The organism is Mycolicibacterium setense, from assembly GCF_000805385.1.
GTDB lineage: Bacteria > Actinomycetota > Actinomycetes > Mycobacteriales > Mycobacteriaceae > Mycobacterium > Mycobacterium setense.
This window is the reverse complement of the sequence record NZ_JTJW01000010.1, coordinates 185,279-209,566: the sequence shown is the minus strand read 5'-3', so window position 1 is coordinate 209,566 and position 24,288 is coordinate 185,279. Positions and strand designations below refer to the sequence as shown.

Annotated in this window: 28 protein-coding genes; 12 read left to right on the top strand and 16 right to left on the bottom strand. The window is 67.8% G+C overall.

Translation table 11 applies throughout. The features are described 5' to 3' along the window. The first annotated feature begins 97 nt into the window (after positions 1-97). Together QQ25_RS26280 and QQ25_RS26275 are read left to right on the top strand one after the other, a co-directional pair. Positions 98-508, top strand: a complete 411-nt coding sequence (locus QQ25_RS26280) for a cold-shock protein (protein WP_003884584.1) — start codon at positions 98-100, stop codon at positions 506-508. An 86-nt stretch (positions 509-594) separates the two neighbouring features. Continuing rightward, a complete protein-coding gene (locus tag QQ25_RS26275) occupies positions 595-1,611 on the top strand; it encodes a glutathione S-transferase family protein (RefSeq protein ID WP_039382024.1) in 1,017 nt (338 codons plus the stop codon). Here QQ25_RS26275 and QQ25_RS26270 read toward each other — a convergent pair. Together QQ25_RS26270 and QQ25_RS26265 are read right to left on the bottom strand one after the other, a co-directional pair. Then, entirely contained in the window at positions 1,600-2,109 is a 510-nt protein-coding gene (locus QQ25_RS26270) for a DUF2771 domain-containing protein (protein ID WP_039382022.1), read from the bottom strand. The two genes, QQ25_RS26275 and QQ25_RS26270, sit on opposite strands and share 12 nt — an antisense overlap. Continuing rightward, positions 2,106-3,716 (bottom strand): MFS transporter, encoded by a 1,611-nt coding sequence (locus QQ25_RS26265; RefSeq protein WP_234706210.1) that lies wholly within the window; start codon positions 3,714-3,716, stop codon positions 2,106-2,108. Before QQ25_RS26265 ends, QQ25_RS26270 begins: the two co-directional genes overlap by 4 nt. A 150-nt stretch (positions 3,717-3,866) precedes the next feature. Here QQ25_RS26265 and QQ25_RS26260 point away from each other — a divergent pair, with 150 nt between their 5' ends. Further along, on the top strand, positions 3,867-4,652 hold the full coding sequence (locus tag QQ25_RS26260; RefSeq protein ID WP_039325202.1) for a DUF3027 domain-containing protein: 786 nt from the start codon (positions 3,867-3,869) through the stop codon (positions 4,650-4,652). A gap of 19 nt (positions 4,653-4,671) precedes the next feature. Here the strand turns inward: QQ25_RS26260 and QQ25_RS26255 are convergent, their stop codons facing one another. Both QQ25_RS26255 and QQ25_RS26250 read right to left on the bottom strand, forming a co-directional pair. Continuing rightward, entirely contained in the window at positions 4,672-5,124 is a 453-nt protein-coding gene (locus QQ25_RS26255) for an SRPBCC family protein (RefSeq protein WP_039324927.1), read from the bottom strand. 9 nt (positions 5,125-5,133) lie between these two features. Beyond that, positions 5,134-5,397, bottom strand: coding sequence for a DUF2530 domain-containing protein (locus QQ25_RS26250; RefSeq protein ID WP_039382020.1), 264 nt, complete (start codon positions 5,395-5,397; stop codon positions 5,134-5,136). 85 nt (positions 5,398-5,482) lie between these two features. On the opposite strand from QQ25_RS26250, the gene QQ25_RS26245 reads away from it, so the two are divergent. The 3 genes from QQ25_RS26245 to QQ25_RS26235 are packed head-to-tail and all read left to right on the top strand — an operon-like array spanning position 5,483 to position 7,028. Then, a complete protein-coding gene (locus QQ25_RS26245; RefSeq protein WP_039324923.1) occupies positions 5,483-5,914 on the top strand; it encodes an Rv0880 family HTH-type transcriptional regulator in 432 nt (143 codons plus the stop codon). A 2-nt stretch (positions 5,915-5,916) separates the two neighbouring features. Then, the gene (locus QQ25_RS26240) at positions 5,917-6,732 is read left to right on the top strand and encodes a TrmH family RNA methyltransferase (protein ID WP_039382662.1); all 816 of its coding nucleotides are present in this window, start codon (positions 5,917-5,919) and stop codon (positions 6,730-6,732) included. Between the two features lie 20 nt (positions 6,733-6,752). Further along, the gene (locus tag QQ25_RS26235; RefSeq protein ID WP_039324919.1) at positions 6,753-7,028 is read left to right on the top strand and encodes a DUF2537 domain-containing protein; all 276 of its coding nucleotides are present in this window, start codon (positions 6,753-6,755) and stop codon (positions 7,026-7,028) included. Positions 7,029-7,032: 4 nt separating this feature from the next. On the opposite strand, the gene QQ25_RS26230 is transcribed toward QQ25_RS26235, so the two are convergent. The 3 genes from QQ25_RS26230 to serC form a co-directional block, all read right to left on the bottom strand. Continuing rightward, positions 7,033-7,944 carry an SAM-dependent methyltransferase gene (locus tag QQ25_RS26230; protein WP_039382018.1) on the bottom strand — a complete coding sequence of 304 codons (912 nt, stop codon included), beginning with the start codon at positions 7,942-7,944 and terminating at the stop codon, positions 7,033-7,035. 150 nt (positions 7,945-8,094) lie between these two features. Further along, the gene (gene sepH, locus QQ25_RS26225) at positions 8,095-8,904 is read right to left on the bottom strand and encodes a septation protein SepH (protein WP_039382016.1); all 810 of its coding nucleotides are present in this window, start codon (positions 8,902-8,904) and stop codon (positions 8,095-8,097) included. A gap of 116 nt (positions 8,905-9,020) precedes the next feature. Then, on the bottom strand, positions 9,021-10,127 hold the full coding sequence (gene serC / locus QQ25_RS26220) for a phosphoserine transaminase (protein WP_039382015.1): 1,107 nt from the start codon (positions 10,125-10,127) through the stop codon (positions 9,021-9,023). A gap of 255 nt (positions 10,128-10,382) precedes the next feature. Between serC and QQ25_RS26215 the strand changes: the two genes are divergently transcribed. Then, the gene (locus QQ25_RS26215; protein WP_039324911.1) at positions 10,383-11,399 is read left to right on the top strand and encodes an AurF N-oxygenase family protein; all 1,017 of its coding nucleotides are present in this window, start codon (positions 10,383-10,385) and stop codon (positions 11,397-11,399) included. A 36-nt stretch (positions 11,400-11,435) separates the two neighbouring features. Then, positions 11,436-13,091, top strand: coding sequence for a 4Fe-4S binding protein (locus QQ25_RS26210; protein WP_039382013.1), 1,656 nt, complete (start codon positions 11,436-11,438; stop codon positions 13,089-13,091). 7 nt (positions 13,092-13,098) lie between these two features. Here the strand turns inward: QQ25_RS26210 and QQ25_RS26205 are convergent, their stop codons facing one another. From QQ25_RS26205 to QQ25_RS26170, 8 genes are all read right to left on the bottom strand, one after another. Next, on the bottom strand, positions 13,099-13,650 hold the full coding sequence (locus QQ25_RS26205) for a nucleoside/nucleotide kinase family protein (protein ID WP_039382011.1): 552 nt from the start codon (positions 13,648-13,650) through the stop codon (positions 13,099-13,101). After that, entirely contained in the window at positions 13,637-14,380 is a 744-nt protein-coding gene (locus QQ25_RS26200; RefSeq protein ID WP_407661826.1) for an energy-coupling factor transporter transmembrane component T family protein, read from the bottom strand. Before QQ25_RS26200 ends, QQ25_RS26205 begins: the two co-directional genes overlap by 14 nt. Further along, entirely contained in the window at positions 14,377-15,846 is a 1,470-nt protein-coding gene (locus tag QQ25_RS26195; RefSeq protein ID WP_039382010.1) for an ABC transporter ATP-binding protein, read from the bottom strand. The genes QQ25_RS26200 and QQ25_RS26195 overlap by 4 nt, the downstream gene beginning before the upstream one ends. Then, positions 15,843-16,460: an ECF transporter S component gene (locus tag QQ25_RS26190; RefSeq protein WP_039382008.1), complete on the bottom strand. Its 618-nt coding sequence runs from the start codon at positions 16,458-16,460 to the stop codon at positions 15,843-15,845. The genes QQ25_RS26195 and QQ25_RS26190 overlap by 4 nt, the downstream gene beginning before the upstream one ends. 87 nt (positions 16,461-16,547) lie before the next feature. Continuing rightward, positions 16,548-17,090 carry a GNAT family N-acetyltransferase gene (locus tag QQ25_RS26185; protein ID WP_039382660.1) on the bottom strand — a complete coding sequence of 181 codons (543 nt, stop codon included), beginning with the start codon at positions 17,088-17,090 and terminating at the stop codon, positions 16,548-16,550. Between the two features lie 124 nt (positions 17,091-17,214). Continuing rightward, positions 17,215-17,670: a VOC family protein gene (locus tag QQ25_RS26180; protein WP_039324897.1), complete on the bottom strand. Its 456-nt coding sequence runs from the start codon at positions 17,668-17,670 to the stop codon at positions 17,215-17,217. Positions 17,671-17,846: 176 nt separating this feature from the next. Next, complete coding sequence (locus QQ25_RS26175) at positions 17,847-18,461, bottom strand: maleylpyruvate isomerase N-terminal domain-containing protein (RefSeq protein WP_039382006.1); 615 nt, start codon at positions 18,459-18,461, stop codon at positions 17,847-17,849. Next, positions 18,458-19,576, bottom strand: a complete 1,119-nt coding sequence (locus QQ25_RS26170) for a citrate synthase 2 (protein WP_039324893.1) — start codon at positions 19,574-19,576, stop codon at positions 18,458-18,460. Before QQ25_RS26170 ends, QQ25_RS26175 begins: the two co-directional genes overlap by 4 nt. Before the next feature lie 92 nt (positions 19,577-19,668). On the opposite strand from QQ25_RS26170, the gene pdxH reads away from it, so the two are divergent. The 4 genes from pdxH to QQ25_RS26150 all read left to right on the top strand — a co-directional run bounded on the left by pdxH (position 19,669) and on the right by QQ25_RS26150 (position 23,765). Next, positions 19,669-20,304 (top strand): pyridoxamine 5'-phosphate oxidase, encoded by a 636-nt coding sequence (pdxH, locus tag QQ25_RS26165; protein ID WP_052236084.1) that lies wholly within the window; start codon positions 19,669-19,671, stop codon positions 20,302-20,304. Beyond that, on the top strand, positions 20,305-21,606 hold the full coding sequence (locus QQ25_RS26160; protein WP_039382005.1) for an MFS transporter: 1,302 nt from the start codon (positions 20,305-20,307) through the stop codon (positions 21,604-21,606). It begins immediately after the preceding gene. Positions 21,607-21,686: 80 nt separating this feature from the next. After that, positions 21,687-22,325, top strand: coding sequence for a TetR family transcriptional regulator (locus QQ25_RS26155; protein WP_039324886.1), 639 nt, complete (start codon positions 21,687-21,689; stop codon positions 22,323-22,325). 135 nt (positions 22,326-22,460) lie between these two features. After that, positions 22,461-23,765, top strand: a complete 1,305-nt coding sequence (locus tag QQ25_RS26150) for a citrate synthase (RefSeq protein ID WP_039325200.1) — start codon at positions 22,461-22,463, stop codon at positions 23,763-23,765. Between the two features lie 56 nt (positions 23,766-23,821). Here the strand turns inward: QQ25_RS26150 and QQ25_RS26145 are convergent, their stop codons facing one another. Continuing rightward, on the bottom strand, positions 23,822-24,286 hold the full coding sequence (locus QQ25_RS26145) for a YbaK/EbsC family protein (RefSeq protein WP_234711984.1): 465 nt from the start codon (positions 24,284-24,286) through the stop codon (positions 23,822-23,824). Positions 24,287-24,288: the final 2 nt, after the last annotated feature.

The window sequence follows — 24,288 nt, the reverse complement described above, 5'->3', positions numbered from 1 at the left end:
CCAGGGCCGAGTAAGATCTCTGCATCGCGTCCCGGCGCTGACGGGGCGCGAACTTTATGTGTGTACAGGTTCTGACAAGACGAGCGGGTGAGTAGCAGTGCCGACCGGCAAGGTGAAGTGGTACGACGCCGAAAAGGGCTTCGGCTTTGTGTCCCAGGAGGACGGTGAGGACGTCTACGTGCGGTCCTCGGCGTTGCCCGCGGGTGTCGAAGGCCTCAAGGCCGGTCAACGTGTCGAGTTCGGTGTGGCCGCCGGTCGTCGTGGCCCGCAGGCGTTGAGCCTCAAGCTCATCGACCCGCCGCCGAGCCTGAGCCGTGCCCGGCGGGAGGCCGAGCGTCCCGAACACAAGCACACTCCCGATGAGCTGCACGGCATGGTTTCGGACATGATCACGCTGCTCGAGGACATCGTGCAGCCCGAGCTGCGCAAGGGCCGCTACCCCGACCGCAAGGTCGCGCGCCGGGTGTCCGAGGTGGTCAAGGCCGTCGCGCAGGAACTCGACGCCTGACAGCACCGTGGCCGAACGTCGGCTTGTGTTCGAGGATCCACTGATTTCTCGAACACAAGCCAACTCTCGGCGGGCATGCTGGTGTCATGACCCAGGGCTCCTACGTCGCGAGCGGAAGCGGTGAGTTCAACCGCGACACCAACTACATCACCACGCGCATCACGCGCGACGGATCCGATGGTTACCCCGTCGAGGCGGGCCGGTACCGGCTGATCGTGGCGCGGGCCTGTCCCTGGGCCAACCGCACGATCATCGTCCGACGGCTACTGGGCCTGGAAAGTGCTCTGTCCATTGGCTTTTGCGGTCCGACGCATGACGCCCGCAGCTGGACGTTCGACCTCGACTCCGACGGGCTCGACCCGGTGCTGAAGATTCCGCGGTTGCAGGACGCGTACTTCAAGCGGTTCCCGGACTACCAGAAGGGCATCACGGTGCCCGCGATCGTCGAGGTCGCCACGGGCGCGGTGGTCACCAATGACTTCGCCCAGATGACGCTGGACTTCTCCACCGAGTGGTCGGAGTATCACCGCGAGGGTGCCCCGCAGCTGTATCCCGAACCGTTGCGCGCGGAGATCGATGCGGTGGCCAAGCGCATCTACACCGAGGTCAACAACGGTGTGTACCGGTGCGGGTTCGCCGGCTCACAGCAGGCCTACGAGGCCGCCTACGACCGGTTGTTCACGGCGCTGGACTGGCTCACCGAGCGGCTGAGCACCCAGCGGTATCTGGTCGGTGACACCATCACCGAGGCCGACGTCAGATTGTTCACCACGCTGGCCCGGTTCGATCCGGTCTATCACGGCCATTTCAAGTGCAACCGGTCCAAGCTCGCCGAGATGGACGTGCTCTGGGCGTACGCGCGAGATCTGTTCCAGACACCGGGCTTCGGTGACACCATCGACTTCGTCCAGATCAAGCAGCACTACTACATCGTCCATTCGGACATCAATCCGACGCAGATCGTGCCCAAGGGTCCGGACCTGGCCAACTGGCTCACGCCGCATGGCCGGGAATCGTTGGGCGGTAAGCCTTTCGGCGATGGAACGCCGCCCGGTCCGACACCCGAGGGGGAGCGGGTACCGGCAGGCCACTCAGCGGGGTAGCGCCGGCCTGTCCGGCCAGACGGTGCTGACCGACCACTCGGCATGGGGTAGCGCGAACTCCTCGCCGGCCTGATCCTGGACCAGGGTCAGCAGCTGGACCGCCAGCCCGGTGAGCCGGCCCCGGTTGGGGTCGACCGTGGGGATGGTGACGGCCAGTGTGGTGTTGGGCGCGAAGTACGTGACCGTCGTGTCGATCGGATTCTCGTACACCCGCAGCAGCCGCCACGGCGCCCGGCCGACCGAGCTGGGCACCGAGAGCTGGATCGGATTGTCCTTCGTCACCACCAACTCGCCTGTGTCACGCGGTTCTTCGCAGTCGTCGAGGTTGAGCACCTCGCAGTACTGGAACGGGCCGATGCGCACCGAGTGCCCGTGCGAGTACGCACTGATCTGCGGCAGCCGCTCGCCGTGGGAGCTGTGCAACCGCCAGACCCCGACCGCGGTGCCGGCGATCGCCAGCACGACAACGGCCGCCAGGACCGCGAGGGCACGCTTCATCGGGACCCCCACTGTGCAGTCGACGGCGCCGCCGCGGGCCGGCCGCCGCCTTCCGGTGCGGCGTGGACGGGGCGGTTACCGCCCAGGCCGGGAATCAGTGATTCGCCGCGATAACTCACGATGGTCTGCGCCAGACCCAGTATCAGCACGGCCGTGATCGTAGTGAACCCGACTGTGAGGTCTGTATAGATCAGCACCCCGGTCGCGCCGCCGGCCACCCAGGCCAGCTGCAACACCGATTCCGACCGGCCGAATGCCGATGCCCGCGACGCCTCGGGCAGGTCGTCTTGCAGCGACGCGTCCAGCGAGGCCTTGGCGACGGCGCTGGCGGCCGAGGTGACCAGGGTGGCGCCGGCAGCCACCAGCAGATTCCCGGTCAGCGCGGTGGCCAGGGCGACGACGGTGACCGCGGTGGCGGCCCGCACCACCAGCTGGGCGGGGTGGCCGAGCTTGAGCCGGGCGGCGGCGATGTTGCCGCCGAAGTTGCCGACGCCTGCCGCGGCGCCGATCAGTCCGAGGATCAGCAGCTGTTCCCAGCCGCTGGCATCGTGGGATTTGGCGACGAATGCGGGGTAGAGGAACAGGAATCCGACCATCACCTTGATGGTGCAGTTGCCCCACAACGCGGTGATGGTGTTGCGGCCCATCGGCTGACGTTCGGCCTTGGGCTTGCCGGGGTGACGGCGCAGCTCGCCCGGGTCACCCGACTGGCCGTGGTAGCTCAGCGTGGTGGGTACCTCGCCCTCGGTGACCTCGACCCATTTCGGGATCCGCATCGCCAGCACCGCGCCTGCCACGCTGACCGCGACCACCACGTACAGCGCCCCGGGCAGTTGCGCCACGTTGAACAGGTACTCCGCACCCGCGGCGATACCGCCGCCGACGACGGTGCCGCCCAGCAGGCCGAAGGTGGTCAAGCGGGAGTTCACCCGGACCAGGTCGATCGACGGGGGCAGCACGCGCGGGGTGACCGCGCTGCGCAGCACGGAAAACGATTTCGAGAGCACCATCATGCCGAGTGCACAGGGGTAGAGCACCCAGGACGGATAGCTGCCGGTGGCGCCGTCGTAGTTGGCGATCAGCACCACGATCAGCCCCGTACGCAATGCGAACGAGGCGGCCAGCGCCACCCGGCGGCCGTGCTGCAGGCGGTCCAGGGCGGGCCCGATGAGCGGGGCGATCACCGCGAACGGGGCGATTGTGATCAGCAGATAGAGGGCGACCTTGCTCTTGGACTCACCGCTGGCCGCGGCGAAGAACAGCGTGTTGGCCAGCGCCACGGCCATGGCCGCGTCGACGGCGAAGTTCGCCACCACCGGCCAGGTCAGTGCCGTCAGCCCGGACTTGTCGGCGCCGTCCGCGGTGGCGGCGCGGTGCACGAAACCGTACATCCGCGAACCCATTTCGCGGCTGCGTGCCGCGGCCGCCCGGGTGACGGTGACACGCTCACCGGCCGCTGATCCGACCCCGCGGGGCGGTGGTGCGTCCTGTGGCGCCGAATATGCGGCGGTGTGCTGCTCGTCGAGCGGCGGGAGCCAGCGGTTGGAGCTGGGCACCGATTGCCTGCGTGGCCGACGCGGTGTCTCCCCGCTGGGGTAGTTGGCCATTCCGGGATGTTCCGCGCCGTGATCGGCCGGCGGCCGCGGCGGGTAGTAGGTCACCTCCCGATTCTCTCCTATCCGGCCCGCAGACGGCCGACAGGCGACCGGTGTGGCCTGTGGTTGCCCCGATCAGGCACTATGGAGGCGATGGAAAGCGTGACCGAACCAGCTGAGCAGTCTTCCGAATCCGGCCGGGCAGCTCCCCCGGCGGCGCCGTCGCGCGAGCAGGAGGCCTTGCTTCGCGGTGCCGCCGAACAGGCTCGTGCGGCGCTGATCGAGTTCAGCGGCGAGGGTGCCGTGGGTGAATACCTCGGCGTCAGCATCGAGGACGCTGCCTCGGCGACACACCGATTCCTGGCCGATCTGCCTGGTTACCGCGGTTGGCAGTGGGCTGTCGTGGTGGCGGCCTATCCAGGTGCCGATCACGTGACCATCAGCGAGCTGGTCCTGATTCCCGGGCCGACGGCGCTGCTGGCGCCGCAGTGGATTCCGTGGAACGAGCGGCTCCGCCCTGGTGATCTCGGCCCCGGCGACCTGCTGGCTCCACCGACGGATGATCCGCGGCTGGTTCCGGGTTATGTGGCCACCGGGGATCCGCTGATCGACGACGCCCCTCTCGAGCTCGGCCTCGGCCGGCGCCGGGTGCTCAGTGAGTGGGGCCGGGCGCAGGCCGCGCAGCGTTGGCACGACGGCGATTACGGGCCCGGTTCGGCGATGGCCCGCTCGACGCGGCGCGTCTGCCGTGACTGTGGTTTCTATCTACCGCTCGGCGGCGCGCTGGGCGTGATGTTCGGTGTGTGCGCCAACGATCTGTCGGCCGACGGTCATGTGGTGGAGGCCGAGTACGGCTGCGGTGCTCATTCGGACACACCGGCACCGCAGGGCACCGGGTCGCCGCTGTATGAGCCGTATGACGACGGCGTGCTTGATACCGCTGACTGAGGCGAATCGGCGGGTTGGCTCAGTTCTCGGCGGCGGCCTTGATCCGCGCCAGCGAGGCCTTCATCCCGTCGACCAGTTCGTCCTCAAAGCTCGGCACTCCGCCGAACAACGCCCCGACCAGAGCGTTGGACACCGCGGTGGTGCCGTTCTCGGCGTGACGGGACTCGGTCACCCGGGTGCCCGAGGCGGTCGGTTCCAGTTCGTAGCTCCAGATGGTGTTGTTGCCTTCCACGAGGAACGCGAGCCGCTTGTTGTCGACGACCTCGGTGATGCGTGACGTGGTGGGCCAGAACATGAACTTGCGCCGGTTGAGGTTGAACGTGCGGGTGCCGGGACGCACCGGGCCCAGCGGCTTCATCAGCCGGCACTGCGGACTCCACTGCGGCATCCGGCTCAGGTCCGAGATGAGTTCCCAGACTTTGTCGACCGGTGCGTCGATGTCGACGCTGGCTTGCAGAAGTGGTGCGGCCATGGTGTCTCCTCAGGTCAATCCGCTTTGTGCGCCGCGGGATCCGCGGCGCACGGCACGGCGCTGGATCAGAAAGATGGTTGTGCCGAGGACGCCGATTGCCAGGCCGGCGACGGTGAACGGCCGCCAGTGTTGCAGACCGTCGACGGTGAAGGCGACGATGGTGGCGATCAGCCAGCCCGTGGCGATCACCACGATCACCGGCCACGGCTCCAGTAGGGCGGCGGGCAGTGACGGCGGCTGGGGCTCTGGCGCGTCGTTGGTCTCCTCGGTCATCGGTGACCAACGTATCCGATGGGGCGGCCATTCATTGGTCTTGGTTTTAGCCCTTTACGACGCCAGCCTCAGTACTATTTCCGATGTGAAAGATCCGGAGGCGCGGCTCGCGAATGATCTCGCTCTGGCAGTGGTCCGTCTCGCCCGTCAATTGCGTACGCGGCGTGCGGAATCCCCGGTTTCGCTGACCCAGTTCTCGGCGCTGGCCACCTTGACCAAGGAAGGTGCGATGACGCCGGGCGCCTTGGCGTTGCGTGAGCGGGTGCGCCCTCCGTCGATGACCCGGGTCATCGCTTCTCTGGCCGAGCAGGGCCTGGTGGCCCGCGCCGCCCATCCGGTGGACGGACGTCAGATCGTGGTGTCCGCATCGCCGGCCGGGGTGAGCCTTGTCGAGGCCGAGCGCAAGGCCAGCCAGGAATGGCTCAAGGTGCAGTTGTCCCGGCTGGGCCCTGATGAACGCCAGACTCTGCTGACGGCGACCGATCTATTGTCGGCGATGGTCCTCGAAGGCGCGTGAGACTGCTGCAGGTCATCGATATAGCGGATCCGGCCGATTCCCGGTTGGACGACTTCCGCGATCTCAACAGTGTGGACCGCCGGCCCGACCTGCCGAGTGGCAAGGGTCTGGTGATCGCCGAGGGCGTGCTGGTGGCTCAGCGCATGCTGGCGTCTCGCTTCGTCCCTCGCGCGCTGCTGGGCACCGACCGGCGCCTGACGGAACTGGCCGCCGACCTCGAGGGCGTGGACGTGCCGTTCTATCGGACCAGTCCGGACGTGATGGCCGCCGCGGTCGGGTTCCACCTCAACCGCGGCGTGCTGGCCTCGGCCTCGCGGGCGCCCGAGTTGTCGGTGGCGCAGGTGATTTCCGGGGCCCGCACCGTGGCGGTGCTCGAAGGCGTCAACGACCACGAGAATCTCGGGTCGATCTTCCGGAATGCCGCCGGGCTGGCGGTCGATGCGGTGGTGTTCGGCGCGGGTTGTGCCGACCCGCTGTACCGGCGGGCGGTGCGGGTGTCGATGGGTCATGCCCTGCTGGTGCCGTTCGCGCGGGCCGACTCATGGCCCGGTGATCTAGAACTACTGCGGGACAAAGGTTTTCGGCTGATGGCCATGACGCCTGATCCGGCTGCCGCCACCCTGTCCGAGGCGATGTCGCAGCTCGACGGCGATCGGGTGGCGGTTCTGGTCGGCGCCGAGGGGCCCGGGCTGACCGAGCACACGATGCGGGCCAGCGACGTGCGGGTGCGCATCCCGATGTCGCGGGGCACCGATTCGCTCAACGTCGCCACGGCGGCGGCGCTCGCGTTCTATGAACGTGCCAGGCTCGGGAGCTGAGATCGCGTTAGATTGACTCCGTGACCGACGATTCCACGCCGTGGGGGACCGGCCTGACCGTGGCCGGCTTCGTGGCCGTGGTGCTGGGCGCGGCCATCGTGGTGCTCGGGGTAGGACTGCTTCGGGTGCACCCGCTGCTGGCGATCGGACTGAACATGGTGGCCGTCGGCGGGTTGGCGCCCACCGTGTGGGGTTGGCGGCACCGGCCGGTGTGGCGCTGGTTCGTCCTGGGCTCGGGCGTCGGCGTGGCGTGCGGCTGGCTGGCGCTCCTGGCGATCGGGCTGGGCCAGGGCTGACGGCTCAGGCCACCAGTTCTGCCGCGGTGTAGTTGGCGTCGAGCAATCCGGCGACGGCCTCGTCGCGCTGGAACTTCCTGCCGTGGACCGCGAACATCCGTTCGGCAGTGGTGGTTTCGGGTCTCCAGCCGGTTTCGGTCAGGTAGTCCGCGACGGCGTTGCGGTCGCCGGTGAAGATCAGCTCCGAAAGGTCGTCGACTTCCAGGCCCTGCTCGCGTTGGTGCTCGGTGAGCGTCCGGATCCGGCTGTCGGCCAGCTGCGACTGCTCGCTGATCCAGTCGGTGGCAAGGCGGCTGCCCGGTGCGCTCAGTGTGGTGATGTTGTCGAACAGCCGGTCCTGCGCGTCGGGCGGCAGGTAGCCGAGCAGTCCTTCGGCGATCCACGCGGTGGGGACCTGCGGGTCGAAACCTCGGGTCCGCAGGGCGGCGGGCCAGTCGTGGCGTAGGTCGATGCCGATGGCATGCAGCTCCGCCGTCGGCGCGACGCCCAGACCGGCAAGCGCGCGGCTCTTGAACTCGATGACGGCGGGCTGGTCCAGTTCGAACACCGTCGTCCCGGCCGGCCAGGGCAGCCGGTAGGCGCGGGAGTCCAGGCCCGAGGCGAGGATGACGGCCTGCCGGATGCCCGCCTCGCCGGCGGCCAGCAGGAAGTCGTCGAAGTAGCGGGTGCGGATGGCCATGCCGTCGGCGATCAGGTGCGGATCGAGCGGGTCGGCTGTGTCGGCGGCGACCAGGTCGCCCTGGGCCAGGCGGACGTAGTAGTCCACGCCGACGGCGTCGACGAGGGGCCGCGCGTACGGGTCGGAGATCAGTGGGTCGGACGCGCTGGATGCCAGCGCCCGTGACGCGGCCACGCCGGTGGCGGTGGCGCCGACGCCGGTGGCCAGATCCCAGGTGTCGTTCTCGGTGCGCGGCATGACCCCTCCAGATGTATAGCAAGTCTAGTTATTAGACACTATAACTAATATCGGAGCGGGTGAGGCCGTCGCATGCGTCACATGAGAAATGCACTACGCCGAGGCTCGCAGCGCGCTGGCTGGGTTCCTCGGCGTTGAGCGATCAAACGATCAGGGTTGAGTTCCCGACGAGCGGACGCCCAGCAGCACGTCCTCCCAGGCCGGGACGGCGGGTCGGGCCTTGCGGCCGCGCTTGGGGGCCGGGGGAGCGGGCGCGGGTTCGGCCGGGCGGCTGATCTGCTCGGGCACCGCCGCCGGCGTCTCCTGAACCTCGTGAGGCTCGTGGTTGTCGAACAGGTGCGGCACCACGGCAACCGGACGCAGCGGCCGGCCGAAATCGGGGTTGATCAGCTGACGGGCCGCATCGTCGGAGGCGGACACGGTGCCGCCGTGGGCTCCGGGGGTGTACCGGAAATGTGCGACGTTGTCCGACCGGCCGGCCTTCCAGGCCAGCTGCACGGTCCAGCGGCTGTCCTCGTTGCGCCAGGCGTCCCAGGCGACGGAGTCGGGATCGAGGCCGCGGCCCACCAGGGCTGTCGTGACGATTTCCAGCAGTGTCAGCACTGCGGGTCCGTCGGCCAGGACCGGATGCGCTGCGGTGGCCAACTCGGCCGCGCGGGCGCGTTCCAGCAGCACTGGATGCGCGAACCGTTCGACCCGCTCGACCGGCACCCCAGCGGACGCGGCCAGTTGCTCGACCGACGCACCGGCGCGGATCTTCGCCTGAATCTCCTTGGGTCGCAGCACGTTCTGCACCTCTACATCGATGTCGGTCTGATTCGAGGCGACCTTGTCACCGCGCATCGCAGCGCGGAGCCGGTCATCGACACGCAAGCTGAACATGTCCTTCTCGGAGTCGTCGGATTCACAGATGATGCGTCTGCCGTCTACGTTCAATCCAACGACTCTGAGTTCTCGCATACCGACCTGACCTCCTTCGCGAACCCTACTGCGTTATCGGCCCGTGACCGGGCTGACACGCTGGCGGGAGACGGCCGAATCGAAGGTGCGCTGAAGGGTTCTGCTCAGAGTTTTGCTCAGAGTTTCTCGACGACCCAGTCGACGCAGCTGGTCAGGGCGCTCACGTCGTCCGGCTCCACGGCCGGGAACATGCCGATCCGCAACTGATTGCGGCCCAGCTTGCGGTAGGGCTCGGTATCCACGATCCCGTTGGCTCGCAACACCTTGGCGACCGCGGCGGCATCCACCGAATCGCTGAAGTCGATGGTGCCGACCACCTGGGAACGCAGTGCCGGATCGGTGACGAACGGGGTGGCGTACGACGTGCTCTCGGCCCATGAGTACAGCCGCTGTGACGAATCTGCTGTGCGCTTCACCGCCCAGTCCAGCCCGCCGTTGCCGTTGAGCCAGTCGATCTGCTCGGCCAGCAGGATCAGCGTGGCGATGGCCGGGGTGTTGTAGGTCTGGTTCTTGAGGCTGTTCTCCACGGCGATGGGCAGCGAAAGGAAGTCGGGAACCCACCGGCCGGATCCGGCGATCGCCTCGATGCGGGCCAGCGCCGCGGGGCTGACGATGGCCAGCCACAGGCCGCCGTCGCCGGCGAAGTTCTTCTGCGGCGCAAAGTAATACGCGTCGGTGTCGGCGATATCGACGGGCAGGCCGCCGGCGGCCGAGGTGGCGTCGATCAGAACCAGGGCATCGCCGGCGGGACGCTGGACGGGCACCGAGACACCGGTCGAGGTCTCGTTGTGCGCCCAGGCGACGGCGTCCACCGACGGGTCGGACTGGGGCTGCGGCGCGGTGCCGGGGTCGGTCTTGACGATGATCGGGTCGCCGATGAACGGGTTCTTGGCCACGCAAGAGGCGAACTTGGAGCTGAACTCGCCGTAGGTCAGGTGCAGTGAGCGCTTGTCGATCAGGCCGAAGGCCGCGGCGTCCCAGAATGCGGTCGAACCGCCGTTGCCGAGGATGACCTCGTAGCCGTCGGGAACCGAGAACAGCTGCCGCAGCCCGTCGCGGACGCGGCCCACCAGATTCTTGATCGGCGGCTGCCGATGCGACGTGCCGAACAGATCCCCGGCAGCGGCCAGCGCGGTGAGTTGCTCGGGACGGACCTTGGAGGGGCCACATCCGAAACGCCCGTCGCGGGGCTGGAGGTCGGCGGGGATGATCAGTTCAGCCATGGGACCAGCCTAAAGGCGGCTGGGATCGGCCGAGCGTGGGCCCTTCCACGCGAACCGGCCCGGATGTGGCGCCCATCACTGTCGCCCTGCCGCCGGTGCGCCTATCTGGCGTTTTGTCGAGGTGGCGACCAGGGATGGAGACCTGTGGTCGAGCCGGTGGAATCAGGCATGGACTTTTACTCGATACCTGCGGTACCGTTTGTACAACAAGTGGGTAGATGTAAACCGCCGACGAGTATAGAGAGGTTCTGCAACATGGCTCGGACCAAGATGGTCAGGCGCTGGCGCAAGAACATGGACGTCAGCGACGACACCCAGTACGTCGACATGCTCGCCACACTGTCCGAGGGGTCGGTGCGGCGCAATTTCAACCCCTACAAGGACATCGACTGGGATTCCCCGGAGTTTGCCGTGATCCCGAACGATCCGCGCTGGATCCTGCCCGGGACCGACCCGATGGGCGGTCACCCGTGGTACCAGTCGCAGCCCGTCGAGCGGCAGATCGAGATCGGTATGTGGCGCCAGGCCAACGTCGCCAAGGTCGGCCTGCACTTCGAGAACATCCTGATCCGCGGCCTGATGGAGTACTCGTTCTGGGTGCCCAACGGCTCGCCGGAGTACCGGTACTGCCTGCACGAATCGGTTGAAGAGTGCAACCACACGCTGATGTTCCAGGAGATGGTGAACCGGATCGGCATGGACGTGCCGGGTATGCCGCGCCTGCTCAAGTGGCTGCAGCCGCTGATCCCGCTGGCCGCGGGCCCGCTGCCGATCCCGTTCTTCTTCGGCGTGCTCGCCGGCGAGGAGCCCATCGACCACACGCAGAAGAACGTGCTGCGCGAGGGCAAGGCCCTGCATCCGATCATGGAACGGGTCATGGCGATTCACGTCGCCGAGGAGGCCCGGCACATCTCGTTCGCCCACCAGTACCTGCACAAGCGGGTGCCGAACCTGCGTCGCCGGCAGCGCTGGATCCTGTCGCTGTTCGTGCCGCTGACCATGCGCATCCTGTGCTCGGCGATCATCGTGCCGCCGCGTGCGTTCTGGAAGGAATTCGACATCCCGCGCTCGGTGCGCAAGGAGCTGTTCTTCCGGTCGCCCGAGTCGCGCAAGATGCTGCGGGACATGTTCGGCGATGTCCGGATGCTGTGCCAGGACACCGGCCTGATGAACCCGATCGCCAAGCTGATCTGGCGGATCTGCAAGATCGACGGTCCGCCGAGCCGCTACCGTAGCGAACCGCAGCGCGAGCACCTGGTCTCGGTCGCCTGAAGCTTGCCCGGAAGCGCAAGGTCTGTAGAGGTTTAGATGCCCCATGTGATCACCCAGTCGTGTTGTAGCGACGGGTCCTGTGTTTACGCGTGCCCGGTGAACTGCATCCATCCCTCACCGGATGAGCCGGGCTTCGCGACGGCCGAGATGCTCTACATCGATCCCGACGCGTGTGTGGACTGCGGCGCGTGCGTGAGCGCCTGCCCGGTCGGCGCGATCGCGGCCGATACCAAGCTGACCGACAAACAGCTGCCGTTCATCGAGCTCAACGCGGCCTTTTACCCGAAGCGGGAAGGCAAGCTGCCGCCGACGTCGAAGTTGGCGCCGGTGATCGCGGCGCCGCGGATCGAGCCGCGTGACCGCCACCTGACCGTGGCGATCGTGGGCTCCGGTCCGGCCGCCATGTACGCGGCCGACGAGCTGCTGACCCAGCGGGGTGTGCGGGTCAACGTCTTCGAGAAGCTGCCGACGCCCTACGGGCTGGTCCGTGCCGGTGTCGCACCCGACCACCAGAGCACCAAGCGGGTGACGCGGCTGTTCGACGTGATCGGCAAGCAGTCGGGGTTCAAGTTCTTCCTGAACGTCGAGGTGGGCAAGCACCTGTCGCATGCCGACCTGCTGGAGCATCATCACGCCGTGTTGTACGCCGTGGGCGCGCCCAACGACCGTCGTCTCGAGATCGACGGCATGGGGCTGCCCGGCACCGGGACCGCCACCGAGATGGTGGCCTGGATCAACGGGCATCCCGAGTTCACCGACCTCCCCGTGGACCTGAGCCATGAGCGGGTGGTGATCGTGGGCAACGGCAACGTCGCATTCGACGTGGCCCGGGTGCTCACCACCGATCCGGACGTGTTGGCCCGCACCGACATCTCCGATCATGCGCTCGCGGCCCTGCGTTCCTCGAAGGTTTCCGAGGTGGTCATCGCGGCCCGCCGTGGCCCCGCCGAATCGGCCTTCACACTTCCTGAGCTGATCGGTCTGACCGGAAGCTGTGACGTCGTGCTCGATGAGGCCGATCATCAACTGGTGGTCGCGGACCTGGCCCGTGCGACGGATCCGTTGACGCGCAACAAGCTCGAGATCCTGGCCAAGCTCGGCAATTCGTCCGCCCCTGCCACCCGCCCGCGGATCAGGTTGGCCTACCGGCTCACCCCCCAGCGGATGCTCGGGCAGGGAAGAGTCAGCGGCATCGAATTCGGCGTGACCGGGACGGACGAGGTGCGCAGCCTCGACGCCGGGCTCGTGCTGACCTCAATCGGGTACCGCGGCAAGGCAATTGCCGATCTTCCCTTCGATGACGACGCGGCTGTCGTGCCCAACGACGGCGGACGAGTCCGCGACACGGCCGGCGCCTACGTGGCCGGCTGGATCAAGCGTGGGCCCACCGGATTCATCGGGACCAACAAGTCGTGTGCGGCGCAGACCGTGCGTCAGCTGGTCGACGATTACAACGCGGGTGTGCTGACCGATCCGGTGCACAAGCCCGCCGCCCTGGAGAAGCTGGTGCGGACGCGCCGGCCCGCCATGGTCGACGCCGCAGGCTGGCAGGCCATCGATGCCGCCGAGATCGCCCGCGGTGGCGAGGACCGGCCGCGCGTCAAGTTCACCTCGGTGGACGAGATGGTGGCCGTCGCCGCGACGGCGCCGAAACCGACTGTGCGGCAAAAGGTTCTGTCGGCCCTGCGCTGACCGGGCGCTAACCGGCCGCGGCGAACTCGAAACCGTCCGCGGTGGGCACCGCGATGAGATCCGCGCATGCCCTCGGCTGGAACCGGGCGATGAACTCGTCCTCCTGGGCGGCCCACCGGTCCCAGTGTGGTCGGTAGGTGTCGCCGTCGCGCTCCAGCGCGCGGCGCTTGCGCTCGGCGTCGTCGGCCTCGACCCAGATGCCCAGATCCGCGCACGCCCGGCCGGCCGGGGTGAGCGCACCGATGCCCTCGACGATCAGGCGTTGTGCGGGTTCGACCGTGTGCCGGCCACTGGGCGCTGCGGTGGCCCAGTCCCACTGTCGCCACTGGCCGGCACGCCCGGCAGCTCGCGGCTCGAGCAGTGAGTGCCGCACATGCTCTGCGGCCCAGAACAGCCCGTCCCAGCCCGGGTAGATGTCGTCGAGCCGGACGACGACGCTGCCGGTCCACAATCGGTGCAAATCCATTGCCAGCGTCGACTTGCCCGATCCGGAACGGCCGTCGATCAGCACGGTCGTCGCTGCAGCGCCGAGGCGGCGCAGAATGTCATCGAGTGCCAATGAAGTTCCACGTTCCCGAGGCGACCGACACTGCGATCGCGGCTGCAGCGATCACGAATCCCGCCGCGATCAGAGCGAATTCGCGTGCACCGAAGGGTGACGGGCGGGCCCAGGTCCGGTGCGGGTAGGCGCCGAACCCGCGGGCCTCCATCGCGGTGGCGAGCTTCGACCCGCGGCGCACGGCGAACACCAGCAGGGCGAACGCCTGACCGGCGATCCGCCGGATCCTGGCGTGGTCGGCCACCCCGCGGGCCCGGCGGGCATAACCGAGATACCGCCAATCCTGGCCGAGCAGGCCGACCATACGCAGGCCGGCCAGTGCGCCGAGCACGAACCGGGCCGGCAGCCGGAGCACCTGTCCCAAACCGTCTGCCAATTCGGTCGATTCGACGTCGATGAACAGGATGACCGAGGGCAGGGCGATGGCCAGCACGCGAAGAAAGGTGGCCACCGCGAGCGCGATGGATCCGTCACTGATGGTGACGAGGAAGAAGTGCCAGTACACGGTTCCGCTCGTCTGGCCATAGAGCAGGATGGTGACGGCGGTGAGCGCGGCCGCGACGGCGACCACGGCGCCGCGGGTCAGGGCCGCACGCAGCCGGACCCCGACCGCGGCGAACAAGACGATCTCACCCACCAGTGCGGTCAGTGCCGAAACCCAGTCGACCGACAGCACCAGGGCGGCCGCGATGATCAGGGCGGTGAGCAGTCGCGCGACCGGATTGATCACGAGGGCTCCCAGTCCGGCAGCACGATGCGGGAGTCGGCGAGCAGGGCGGCGAAGTCCAGATCGTGGGTGGCAGCGACGACGGCCGTTCCGGCGTCCGCGATTTCGGCGAGCAGGCGGGTCAATTCCTCCCAGGTGCGGCGATCCTGGCCGAACGTGGGCTCATCGAGGATGATCACCCTGGGCGCGGTGGCCAGCATGGTGGCCACCGACAGCCGGCGCTTCTCACCGCCGGAGAGCGTGTAGGGGTTCACCGCCGCGAGGTGTGCCAGGTGCAGGCGTTCGAGGAGTTCGTCGGTGCGGGCGGTGATTTCGCGGGTGCCGAGCTTGATCGCCTTGGGGCCCAACGAGAGTTCGTCACGCACCGTGCCGGCGAGGAACTGGTGTTCGGGGTCCTGGAACACGCTGCCGATCCGGGTGAGCAGTTCTTTCGACCGCCACTTGACGGGGGTGCGCCGCGACGGGGCGGGAGCGAAAGCGGGATGCGCTTCGAGGCGCCCGGCGGGCACGGGCAACAGACCGCCGATGGTGAGCGCCAGCGTTGACTTGCCTGCCCCGTTCGGGCCCGTGATCACCGTCGTCCGGCCGGGTGTGATCTCGAAATTCAACCCGATGTGCATCGGGGGATCACCGGGATGTGCCAGTGCGAGATCTGCGGCATACAACAGTGATTCGTCCGGGGCGAACCGGCGGCGGCTGATCTCGGGAAGCGCGGTGTCGGGTACCCAGACACCGGCCCGGACCAGGTAGTCGTGGTGGCGCCGGATGGTCTGCTCCGGTGTTCCGTCGGCAATCACGCTGCCATCGGCCCCGAGCACGATGACCCGGTCGATGACAGGCAGCCATATCTCGGTGCGGTGCTCGATGACAATGAGTGTCGCGCCGGTGCGCGCAGCGGATTCGGCAACGGCGTCGCGCACGTCGACGACACCGGCCGGGTCGAGGTTGGCCGTGGGTTCGTCGAGCAGGATGAGACCCGGATTCATGGCGATCACCCCGGCCAGCGCGAGCCGCTGCTTCTGACCGCCGGAAAGCTCCGAAGTGGATTGGGACAACCCGAGATTCAACCCGACTGCGTCGAGCGCGGCCCGGACGCGGGGCCAGATCTGTTCGCGTTCGACCCCGAAGTTCTCCATGCCGAAGGCGACGTCGTCACCGACCCGGGACAGGATCACCTGGGAGTCCGGATCCTGCAGCACCATGCCGATCCGGTGCCGTTGGTCGGCCGGCGCGCCGCCGTCGACCAGGAGGGTGCCGGTCTGCCGGCCTTCCTCGGCCCCTCCGAGCAGACCGGCGATACCGTGCAGCAGAGTCGATTTCCCGGCCCCTGAGGGGCCGAGCAGCAGGACCCGCTCCCCGGGTTCGATCCTCAGGTCGAGATCGCGCACGGCCCAGGTGGCGCGTCCGGCGTGGCACCAACCCCAGTTGTGCGCCCTGACGGTGGCACCGGTGCCGTGCGCCGGGCTCATCGAGCGTCGGGGCCGATCCGGCCCGAGGCGAATCGGCTCAACGCCCCGGTCTTGGCCAGACCCCTGACCGCGAACCAGGACAGCAGGCCGGCGACGAGGACACCGGAGATGATCGCCGAGGCCGTGTAGATCGCCGCGAACGTGTTGGACGAGCCGGGATACCACAGGATGAGATCGTTGACGGCCAGGGCCGATCCGGCGACGGCGCCCGCGATCAACGCGACGGGCAATCCCCAACGGCGATACGCGAACACCGCGAAGACCAGTTCCGCGCCGAGGCCCTGCACCAGTCCGGATTCGAGGGTGAGCACACCCCACTGGTTGCCCACCAGCGCCGACACCGTGGCGGCCACGAGCTCGCCGTAGAGGGCAGCGCCCGGTTTGCGGACCACCAGGGCGGTGAGCACGCCGGCGAACAGCCACCCTCCGGCGAGCAGTGCCTGCAGTCCGGGCAGCAGCGCGCTCAGCGGCGCGCTGATCGGGTTGGACGCGATGTTCCACACCACGAAGACCAGGCCGGCCGCCGTCGCGAGGACACTGGCGACGACGATGTCGACGACGCGCCAGCGCAGCTGCCGGGCAGCCGGCGAGGTGCCGGTCGGCTGGGTGTTCATCGGTCTCCTTCGTGGCGTATCGCGACAGCGCGCGGAGACCAGTATGGACTGTGCGCGGCCGGTCAGATGCCGTGGCAGGGTCGGCGGCTACCAGACGTCGCCGACGCGCCAATCGCAGATCAGCGGTGCTGCCATCGTCAGATCGAGAGCTGTGCTGCCCGTCGGGAACAGGAAGATCCGGTCGGTCGGGTCGGAGGTGTCGATCACCCCCTCGGGGGTGTCAGCACCGGTTGGACCGGCCCAGAACTGCCAGCCGCGGCCGGCATAGAAGGCGGCGGCGTCCTCCACGGCGTTGAGGGCCCCGATCCGGTGCCGGGTGCGAATGATCGATTCGGCGTGGTCCATCACCAGCCGGCCCAGGCCACGGCCCTGCTGGTCGCCGCGCACGGCGACGCCTTCGACGTATCCGGTGTCGAAGACGTCGTCGAGGTGGCGCAGTGTGCGGGGCACCACCGCGGCGTGGGCCACCAGTTCGCCGTCCTCGGTGATCAGCACGTGCACGCCATCGACGCCGTGCAGCCAGTCATGTTCGCGGAAGCCGTCGCCGAATGCCGATCGGACCAACTGCTCGGCTGCGCCCGAGGCGTCTGGGCCCATCTCCGCAGGCTCGGCGACCACGACGTCGATCACCGGCTCAGGATGCCACTCGGGCGCGGCGACCGGGCGTGTCCGGCGGCGCCACGCCACGGGGCTGCCGCACCGAAACCGGCGGCGACGGTGCGACAGCGCCCGGATGTATCGCGAGAGAGCGGGGTTATTGGCCTGACTTCATCGCCTCTTCGATCTCCTCCGGGCTGACCTCGCGCACCGGCTGCCCGAGTGACCACTGGTGACCGAACGGATCGCGCACCATGCCGTAGCGGTCGCCCCAGAACTGGTCTTCCAGCGGCATTACGACCTCTGCGCCGGCGTCGACCGCCTTGGCGAAACTGGCCTCGACATCGGTCACGGTGAGGTGGATGGTCACCGGGGTGCCACCAAGGGCTTTAGGCGTCGTCGACTTGCCGTCGTTGTACTCGGGAAAGTCGTCATTGAGCATGACCGTGGACCCGTTGATGCCGAGCGCGGCGTGAATGAGCCTGCGGCCGTCGGGCCCGGGCACCCGGCCCAGCTCGGTGGCGCCGAAGGCCTTGACGTAGAAGTCGATTGCCGCCGCGGCGTCGTCGACAACAAGGTGCGGCAGGACTGCGGGTGTTACTTCGATCGCCATGATCTTCTCCTGGGGTTGGTGAGCGGACTCAATGCAGACCCGCGCGGCGGGCGGATCTCATCGCCGGACACTTCCCATGCAACCACTGCCCTCCGACAAAAGCTCGGACGCGAACCCACGCCTTGTGACGGAAAGGGACCTGATCTCGTCAGAAGCCGTGGCCGCGGCGGCAACGGTCAGGTGACGGAGAACGTTCGCGGCAGCTCCGCCCGCCCGGTCAGCGCCATCAGCACGGTCTCGCCCTCGCCCAGTTCCACCGCGATCTGGGTCGCGAGCACACCGGCTGCCTCCAGTACTTCCGCCGGCAGATCCGCCGAAAGGCCTGTGGCCCTGGCGATATCGAGGCTGTGTACGGCCAGCTCGAAGACGCGGGTGGGCAGGTAGTGGCTCAACCGGATGCCGAACCCGCCGATGACGGTGATCAAAGGATCGCCCGCATCGTCGATGTCGTCCAGCGCCCGGCTCGCCAGCGCATCCACCGCGGCAGCCGCATCGGAGCCCAGGTCGCGCCCGGCCTGCCTGCCGCGTTCGATGATGGCCTCGGCACCGGCGTCGGACATGACTGTCCGCATGGCCGCGTAGTACTCCACCGGACCGGCCAGGTCGGCCGTCGGCGCCGGGTTCTGCAGATATGTGCTGACGGTGATCAGCGAGCGCGAGGTGTGGCCCACGAGGGCGCGCAGATCCCACTCGCCGAGGCCGGGCCCGTCCAGCGAGCCCGCCGGCAGCACCTGCACCAGCCGGGCGAAAGCGTGTGCTGCAGAAGCGAACACGTCGCGGCCACCAGTCATGCGGTGGCGATCTTGTCCCATCCGGCGACCGACTCCACACTGCGCGGTTCGGGGCCGACGTAGATGGCGGCCGGGCGAACCAGCTTGCCCAGCCGCTTCTGCTCCATGATGTGCGCGCACCATCCGGCGGTGCGCCCACAGGTGAACATCGCAGGCATCATCGACGCAGGCACCTGGGCGAAGTCCAGGATCACCGCGGCCCAGAACTCGACATTGGTCTCGATGGCCCGGTCAGGACGGCGCTCCCGAAGCTCGGCCAATGCGGCCTGCTCCAGCGCGGCGGCCACCTCGTAACGGGGCGCCTCAAGACGTTTGGCGGTGGCCCGCAGCACCCGTGCCCGCGGATCCTCGGCGCGGTACACGCGATGGCCGAAGCCCATGAGCTTGTCGCCGCGATCCAGGATGCCCTTGACCACCGCGCGGGCGTCGCCGGTCTTCTCGACTTCTTCGATCATGGGGAGCACCCGGGCCGGGGCGCCGCCGTGCAGCGGTCCGCTCATCGCGCCCACCGCGCCCGACAGGGCGGCCGCGACATCGGCGCCGGTGGAGGCGATCACCCGCGCGGTGAACGTCGACGCGTTCATCCCGTGCTCCGCGGCGGTCACCCAGTAGGCGTCGATGGCCTCGACGTGCCTGGGATCCGGGTCGCCCTGCCAGCGCGTCATGAAACGCGCTGTGACCGTGTCGCATTCGTCGATCGTGCGCTGAGACACAGCCGGCTGGTAGATACCGCGGGCGGATTGGGCGACGTAGGACAGCGCCATCACCGACGCCCGGGCCAACTGGTCCCGCGCGGTGGTGTCATCGATGTCCAACAGCGGTGCATAACCCCAGATCGGTGCCAGCATCGCCAGCCCGGCCTGGACGTCGACCCGCACGTCGCCGCTGTGGATCGGCAGTGGGAACGGCTCGGCCGGGGGCAGACCCGTACCGAAGCTGCCGTCGACCAGCAGGCCCCACACGTCGCCGAAGGTGACCCGGCGGCTCACCAGCTCCTCGATGTCCACGCCCCGGTAGCGCAGCGCACCACCGTCCTTGTCCGGCTCGGCGATCTCGGTGGTGAAGGCAACGACGCCTTCGAGGCCTGCAACGAAGTCTTCCGGTACAGCTGGCATGGCCAGATTCTTGCACCACTCCCAGGCGTAGCGTTACCGCGGTGGCAAGACCCTCCGGACAACCCCCCGAACACCACCATGACCTGGCTGCCATGCGCGTGGATTACGTCGAGAAGGACGGCTGCGGCGACCTCGATGTCGACTGGCTCGGCGAGGACCCGGCGATCGGCTGGCTGAGTCTGCTGCGGACCTGGCTGGCAGACGCGTACCGCGCCGGGGTGGCCGAACCCAATGCCATGGTGGTGGCCACCACCGACGCCGAGGGAAGACCGGTCACCCGAACGGTGTTGTGCAAGAGCATGGACGAGACGGGCATCACGTTCTACACGAACTACGACTCTGCCAAGGGCACACAGCTGGCCGCGAACCCCTACGCGTCCGCGACGTTCCCCTGGTACCAGCTGGGACGGCAGGTGCACGTGCGTGGTCCTGTGACCAAGGTGACCCGCGAGGACACCGAGCAGTACTGGGCCAAACGGCCCCGGGGTTCACAGCTGGGTGCCTGGGCATCGCAGCAGTCCGCTCCGATCGCGTCGCGGCAGGCGCTGCTGGCTCAGCTCGCCGAGGTGACCGAGCGGTTCGCCGGGCTCGAAACCGTTCCGGTGCCGCCGAACTGGGGCGGGTATCTGATCTCCCCGGAGAGTGTGGAGTTCTGGCAGGGCCGGGAGGACCGGGTGCACAACCGAATTCGCGTGATCGGCAACCGCGCCGAACGCCTCCAGCCGTAGGTGAGACGCCTTTTCGCCGACACCACCCCGCTGCGCACACCGGATTTCCGGCGGTTGTGGTTGGCCGGAATCCCGACGGTCATCGGCGCCAACCTGACCATCTTCGCGGTGCCGGTGCAGCTCTACGTGCTCACCGAGAACTCGTTCTACGTCGGGTTGTCGGGTCTGTTCGCACTGGTGCCGCTGGTGGTGTTCGGGCTGTGGGGCGGCGCCTGGGCCGACGCGATGGATCGCCGGCTGCTGCTGATCATCGCCTCGATCGGATTGGCCGCGGCCTCGGTGCTGCTGTGGCTGCAGGCCGCGCTGGCACTGAACAACGTCTGGGTGGTGCTGTGTCTGCTGGGTGTGCAGCAGGCGTTCTATGCCGTCAACAGCCCGACCCGTTCTGCCGCCATACCGCGCATGCTGCCGGGTGAGCAGTTGCCCGCGGCGAACTCCCTGAACATGACGGTCATGCAGTTCGGCGCGATCGTCGGCCCGCTGCTGGCCGGACTGCTGCTGAACTGGGTGGACCTGTCGACGCTGTACCTGATCGATGCGGTGACCTGCCTGGTCCCGATCTGGGCGACCTTCCGGCTGGCGCCGATGCCACCGGCGAGCACCGAGGAGGGGACCTCCCGTTGGGGGCTGACGGCTGTGCTGGACGGCTTCCGCTATCTGGCAGGCAACCGGGTGGTGTTGATGTCGTTCGTCGTCGATCTGGTGGCGATGATCTTCGGCATGCCGCGCGCGTTGTTCCCTCAGATGGCGCACGAGAGTTTCGGCGGGCCGGTCGCGGGTGGCACCGCGATGGCGCTGCTGGCGGCGGCGATGTCGGTGGGTGCGGTCGCGGGCGGGGTGTTCTCGGGCTGGCTGCCCAGAATCCGCAGGCAGGGCCTGGCGGTGGTGCTGGCGATCGTGGTGTGGGGCGTGGCGATGGTCGGGTTCGGACTGGCTGGTGGGATGGGCCACGGTCAGGCCGGGCTGGTGTTGTGGATTGCGCTGGCGTTCTTGGCGATCGGCGGTGCGGCGGACATGGTGTCGGCGGCGTTCCGGTCGACGATCCTGCAGCAGGCGGCCTCGGATGAACTGCGCGGCCGGCTGCAGGGCGTGTTCACGGTCGTGGTCGCCGGTGGTCCGCGGTTGGCCGACACATTGCACGGCGCTGCAGCGGCGGCGGTGGGCACGACGGCCGCCGCGGCCGGTGGCGGTGCCCTGGTGGTCGTCGGCGTGGTGATCGCAGCGCTCGTGGTGCCGGCGTTCGTGCGTTACCGGGTGAACGCCGGCGTGCCGCTCGAACAGTCCGAGCCTGACAAAGTGTGACCACCGGCGAATGGCACTCCGCGCCACATAGTTGCCGAAAGGACCGAAAATCAGGCCTTTGACCGCTAGCATCCAGTGTCGTGGGTGACGTTGCGCGGCAGGCGGCTACGGGTTTGCGTGAGCGTAAAAAACAACGCACCCGGACGATGTTGATCGAGGCCGCCATCGATCTTTGTGACCGCCAGGGTTTCGAGCAGACCACGGTCGAACAGATTGCCGCGGTGGCCGATGTGTCCCCGCGCACATTCAGCCGTTACTTCGCGACCAAGGATGCCGTCATCCTCGCGTTCATCGATGAGGTGATCGAGATCGTCGCGGTCGAGCTGGCCGCGCAACCGTCCGGAATCAGTGACATCGAGGCGCTGTACCGGGCGCACATCCAGGCGTTCCTGAAGACCAAGACCGCGCCGCCGACTCAGCTCACCTCGGAACGGTTGTTGGCTTCGGCGCGCATCATCACCTCGTCGCCGGCGTTGATGCAGTCGGCCTCGGAGTTCCGGGCGGACGCGGTCAATGCGGTGCTGGCGCAGCGGATGGGCGTGCCCGGGGATGATCGCCGGCTCAAACTGACGGCGGTGTTGTGGAGTTCGATCATCATGACCGGCATCGCTGAGCTGGGGTCTCGGGCCGATTGGGCTTCCGTGACCGTGGACGACATCGTCGCCCGGATCGAGGCCACGTACTCCGATTTCCTCGACGTCGTTGCGGGCCTGGGATAGGTCGCAGGCGGCCCGCCCAGCCGAGACTGAGCCGGTTTCACAACCCGTTGGTAACCCCCCGCGGGCAGCGCCGATCGATTGCGACTACCTTTTGTAGAGCAGTTGTCGGTTCCCGACGAGGATGAAGGGATTCCCGTGGCCGAAAACCCGTCGAGTGGGCAGGAGCTTGCCACTCTCAAGTACCCCGGTGGCGAGATTGATCTGGAGATCGTCCAAGCCACCGAGGGCAGTGACGGCATCGCGCTTGGTCCGTTGCTGGCCAAGACCGGCTACACCACCTTCGATGGTGGTTTCGTCAATACCGCGTCGACCAAGTCGGCGATCACCTACATCGACGGTGACGCCGGGATCCTGCGGTACCGGGGCATCCCGATCGAGCAGCTGGCCGAGAATTCGACGTTCATCGAGGTCAGCTATCTGCTGATCTACGGTGAGTTGCCGACGGCCGAGCAGTTGGAGGCGTTCACCACCCAGATCCAGCGGCACACCCTGCTGCACGAGGATCTCAAGCGCTTCTTCGACGGCTTCCCGCGCAACGCGCACCCGATGCCGGTGCTGTCCAGTGCGGTCAACGCGCTGAGCGCCTACTACCAGGATTCGCTGGATCCGCTGGACAACAAGCAGGTCGAGCTCTCGACCATCCGCTTGCTGGCCAAGCTGCCGACCATCGCGGCCTATGCCTACAAGAAGTCCGAGGGTCAGCCGTTCCTGTACCCGGACAACTCGCTGACGCTGGTGGAGAACTTCCTGCGGATGACGTTCGGCTTCCCGGCCGAGCCGTATGAGGTTGATCCCGAGATCGTCCGCGCGCTGGACATGCTGTTGATCCTGCATGCCGATCACGAGCAGAACTGTTCGACCTCGACGGTGCGCCTGGTGGGTTCGTCGCAGGCCAACCTGTTCACCTCGATCTCCGGTGGCATCAACGCGCTGTGGGGCCCGCTGCACGGCGGCGCCAATCAGGCGGTGCTGGAGATGCTGGAGAAGATCCGCACCGGTGACGACGATGTGCAGACCTTCGTCAAGAAGGTCAAGAACCGCGAAGACGGCGTGAAGCTCATGGGCTTCGGTCACCGGGTCTACAAGAACTACGATCCGCGGGCGCGCATCGTCAAGGAGCAGGCCGACAAGATCCTGGGCAAGCTCGGTGGCGACGATGAGTTGCTCGACATCGCCAAGCAGCTCGAAGAGATCGCGTTGACCGACGATTTCTTCATCGAGCGCAAGCTGTACCCGAACGTCGATTACTACACCGGCGTGATCTACCGGGCGATGGGTTTCCCGACGCGGATGTTCACCGTGCTGTTCGCGCTGGGCCGGTTGCCCGGCTGGATCGCGCACTGGCGGGAGATGCACTCGGAGCCCAACAAGATCGGCCGTCCGCGCCAGATCTACACCGGCTACACCGAGCGCGGTTACGTCAACATCGACAAGCGCTGAGACCAACTGACAGAAGCCCGGAAGCCCTGCGCTGCCGGGCTTCTGCCATGTCCGGATCAGCGCACGGCCAGCGCCACCCCGCCCGTGAGTGCCAGTAGCTGTGCGTAGGTCAGGGGCATCACGGAATCGGCGGTGCCTGCTGCCGTCCAGATCACCGGGTAGGACGCCAGGGTCTGGTCGACGACGGTGCGCAGCGGTGCCGGATGGCCCGTCGGCGCGACGCCGCCGATGATCTGTCCGGTCGCGCTGCGGACGAGCTCGGGGCCGGCCTTGCGGATGGCGGTGGCACCGAGATGTCGGGCGACGACGTCGGTGTCGACCCGCGCCGCACCGCTGGCCATCACCAGCAGCGGTTCGCCGTCGCACTCGAACACCAGGCTGTTGGCGATCGCCCCGACTTCGCAGCCGAGTTGTTCGGCCGCCGCGGCGGCGGTCTTGGCGTCGGCGTCCAGGATTCTGATGGCCGGTTCGATGCCCGCGGCGGTCACCGCGGCCGCGACGCGGGAGTTCCGTTCGTTCACGG

What these genes read in the sequence shown, in the direction of transcription:
- QQ25_RS26195 (WP_039382010.1), bottom strand. Translation starts at nt 15,846, where the DNA reads ATGAGCCCGGCGCACGGCACCGGTGCCACCGTCAGGGCGCACAACTGG.
- QQ25_RS26170 (WP_039324893.1), bottom strand. Translation starts at nt 19,576, where the DNA reads ATGCCAGCTGTACCGGAAGACTTCGTTGCAGGCCTCGAAGGCGTCGTT.
- QQ25_RS26275 (WP_039382024.1), top strand. Translation starts at nt 595, where the DNA reads ATGACCCAGGGCTCCTACGTCGCGAGCGGAAGCGGTGAGTTCAACCGC.
- QQ25_RS26180 (WP_039324897.1), bottom strand. Translation starts at nt 17,670, where the DNA reads ATGGCGATCGAAGTAACACCCGCAGTCCTGCCGCACCTTGTTGTCGAC.
- sepH (WP_039382016.1), bottom strand. Translation starts at nt 8,904, where the DNA reads ATGCGAGAACTCAGAGTCGTTGGATTGAACGTAGACGGCAGACGCATC.
- QQ25_RS26190 (WP_039382008.1), bottom strand. Translation starts at nt 16,460, where the DNA reads ATGAACACCCAGCCGACCGGCACCTCGCCGGCTGCCCGGCAGCTGCGC.
- QQ25_RS26250 (WP_039382020.1), bottom strand. Translation starts at nt 5,397, where the DNA reads ATGACCGAGGAGACCAACGACGCGCCAGAGCCCCAGCCGCCGTCACTG.
- QQ25_RS26270 (WP_039382022.1), bottom strand. Translation starts at nt 2,109, where the DNA reads ATGAAGCGTGCCCTCGCGGTCCTGGCGGCCGTTGTCGTGCTGGCGATC.
- QQ25_RS26215 (WP_039324911.1), top strand. Translation starts at nt 10,383, where the DNA reads ATGGCTCGGACCAAGATGGTCAGGCGCTGGCGCAAGAACATGGACGTC.
- QQ25_RS26255 (WP_039324927.1), bottom strand. Translation starts at nt 5,124, where the DNA reads ATGGCCGCACCACTTCTGCAAGCCAGCGTCGACATCGACGCACCGGTC.
- pdxH (WP_052236084.1), top strand. Translation starts at nt 19,669, where the DNA reads ATGCGCGTGGATTACGTCGAGAAGGACGGCTGCGGCGACCTCGATGTC.
- QQ25_RS26175 (WP_039382006.1), bottom strand. Translation starts at nt 18,461, where the DNA reads ATGACTGGTGGCCGCGACGTGTTCGCTTCTGCAGCACACGCTTTCGCC.
- QQ25_RS26210 (WP_039382013.1), top strand. Translation starts at nt 11,436, where the DNA reads ATGCCCCATGTGATCACCCAGTCGTGTTGTAGCGACGGGTCCTGTGTT.
- QQ25_RS26265 (WP_234706210.1), bottom strand. Translation starts at nt 3,716, where the DNA reads ATGGCCAACTACCCCAGCGGGGAGACACCGCGTCGGCCACGCAGGCAA.
- QQ25_RS26230 (WP_039382018.1), bottom strand. Translation starts at nt 7,944, where the DNA reads ATGCCGCGCACCGAGAACGACACCTGGGATCTGGCCACCGGCGTCGGC.
- serC (WP_039382015.1), bottom strand. Translation starts at nt 10,127, where the DNA reads ATGGCTGAACTGATCATCCCCGCCGACCTCCAGCCCCGCGACGGGCGT.